This is a genomic window from Sphingomonas sp. S6 (assembly GCF_043498045.1).
Lineage (GTDB): Bacteria > Pseudomonadota > Alphaproteobacteria > Sphingomonadales > Sphingomonadaceae > Sphingomonas.
In genome coordinates, this window is the sequence record NZ_JBIEOE010000002.1 from 520,001 (window position 1) to 522,136 (window position 2,136).

General features: G+C 56.4%; 1 tRNA gene and 2 rRNA genes (1 of these 3 running past the window's edge). All 3 read left to right on the forward strand.

The annotated features are described in order from the left end of the window. A 23S ribosomal RNA gene (locus tag ACGVWT_RS05535) occupies positions 1-1,655 on the forward strand (it extends 1,142 nt beyond the left edge of the window). Between the two features lie 177 nt (positions 1,656-1,832). Next, positions 1,833-1,947, forward strand: a 5S ribosomal RNA gene (gene rrf / locus ACGVWT_RS05540). A 112-nt stretch (positions 1,948-2,059) separates the two neighbouring features. Next, positions 2,060-2,136 (forward strand) — tRNA-Met (locus tag ACGVWT_RS05545).

Here is a 2,136-nt window from a genome sequence, read left to right on the forward strand (position 1 = left end):
TCTAAACAAGGGTTTCTGCGGCGAAGATGTAACGGGGCTCAAGACACGCACCGAAGCTTAGGGTGTGATCTTTGATCACGCGGTAGCGGAGCGTTCCGTACGCCTGTGAAGCGATCTGGTAATGAGTCGTGGAGGTATCGGAAGTGCGAATGCAGACATGAGTAGCGATAAAGAGGGTGAGATGCCCTCTCGCCGAAAGACCAAGGGTTCCTGCGCAAGGCTAATCCGCGCAGGGTGAGCCGGCCCCTAAGACGAGCCCGAAGGGGGTAGTCGATGGGAACCACGTTAATATTCGTGGGCCTGGTGGTGTGTGACGGATGGTGTGTGTTGTCTGACCTTATCGGATTGGTCAGGCTTCGAAACTGTCCCAGGAAATAGCCCCACCGTATAGACCGTACCCGAAACCGACACAGGTGGTCTGGTAGAGTATACCAAGGCGCTTGAGAGAAGTGTCCTGAAGGAACTCGGCAAATTGCCTCCGTACCTTCGGAAGAAGGAGGCCCCACGTAAGCGCAAGCTCTCGTGGGGGGCACAGGCCAGGGGGTAGCGACTGTTTAGCAAAAACACAGGGCTCTGCTAAGTCGGCTTCAAGACGACGTATAGGGCCTGACGCCTGCCCGGTGCCTGAAGGTTAAGTGGAGGGGTGCAAGCTCTGAAATGAAGCCCAGGTAAACGGCGGCCGTAACTATAACGGTCCTAAGGTAGCGAAATTCCTTGTCGGGTAAGTTCCGACCTGCACGAATGGCGTAACGACTTCCCCACTGTCTCCAGGACATGCTCAGCGAAATTGAATTCTCCGTGAAGATGCGGAGTACCCGCGGTTAGACGGAAAGACCCCGTGCACCTTTACTGCAGCTTCAGAGTGGCATTAGGAAAGAACTGTGTAGCATAGGTGGGAGGCTTTGAAGCATTGGCGCCAGCCGGTGTGGAGCCATAGGTGAAATACCACCCTGTTGTTTTCTGATGTCTAACCTCGCACCGTTAGCCGGTGCAGGGACCCTCTGTGGCGGGTAGTTTGACTGGGGCGGTCGCCTCCTAAAGAGTAACGGAGGCGCGCGATGGTGGGCTCAGGCCGGTTGGAAACCGGCTGTTAGAGTGCAATGGCATAAGCCCGCCTGACTGCGAGACTGACAAGTCGAGCAGAGACGAAAGTCGGTCATAGTGATCCGGTGGTCCCTCGTGGAAGGGCCATCGCTCAACGGATAAAAGGTACGCCGGGGATAACAGGCTGATAACCCCCAAGAGCTCATATCGACGGGGTTGTTTGGCACCTCGATGTCGGCTCATCACATCCTGGGGCTGGAGCAGGTCCCAAGGGTTTGGCTGTTCGCCAATTAAAGTGGTACGTGAGCTGGGTTCAGAACGTCGCGAGACAGTTTGGTCCCTATCTGCCGTGGGCGTCGAAATTTGAGAGGAGTTGACCCTAGTACGAGAGGACCGGGTTGAACGTACCTCTGGTGTACCTGTCGTCGTGCCAACGGCGCAGCAGGGTAGCTATGTACGGACGGGATAACCGCTGAAAGCATCTAAGCGGGAAGCCTCCCTCGAGATAAGATTTCATAGGACGGTCGGAGACCACGACCTTGATAGATCGGATGTGGAAGTGCGGTAACGCATGGAGCTAACCGATACTAATTGTCCTATTCGCGCTTGAGAGGACACACCATCAATGACAACCCTGGGTTGCCAGATGGCGTGGATGATAAGCGTCGAACGCCAGATACATATTCCAGTAACAGTGCACGCATCGATTTGAACCATAGCTCAGCCCTCCGGCCAGCACGCATCATGCGTGCCGGTCGAGCGGCTCAGCTCCCGCACACGCTTCATTGCCTGGTGGCTATAGCGTCGGTGTCCCACCCGATCCCATCCCGAACTCGGCCGTGAAACCCGACTGCGCCAATGGTACTACTGCCTAAGCAGTGGAAGAGTAGGTCGTCGCCAGGCATTGAAGCCTGTGCGGGAAACACAAGAACCCATTCATGATTTCCCCGGAATAACGGGCACGACACCCCCGCATACGCGGGGGCGTTCGCGTCTCACTCCGGTAATGCAGTGTCGCGGGGTGGAGCAGCCCGGTAGCTCGTCAGGCTCATAACCTGAAGGTCACAGGTTCAAATCCTGTCCCCGCAACCA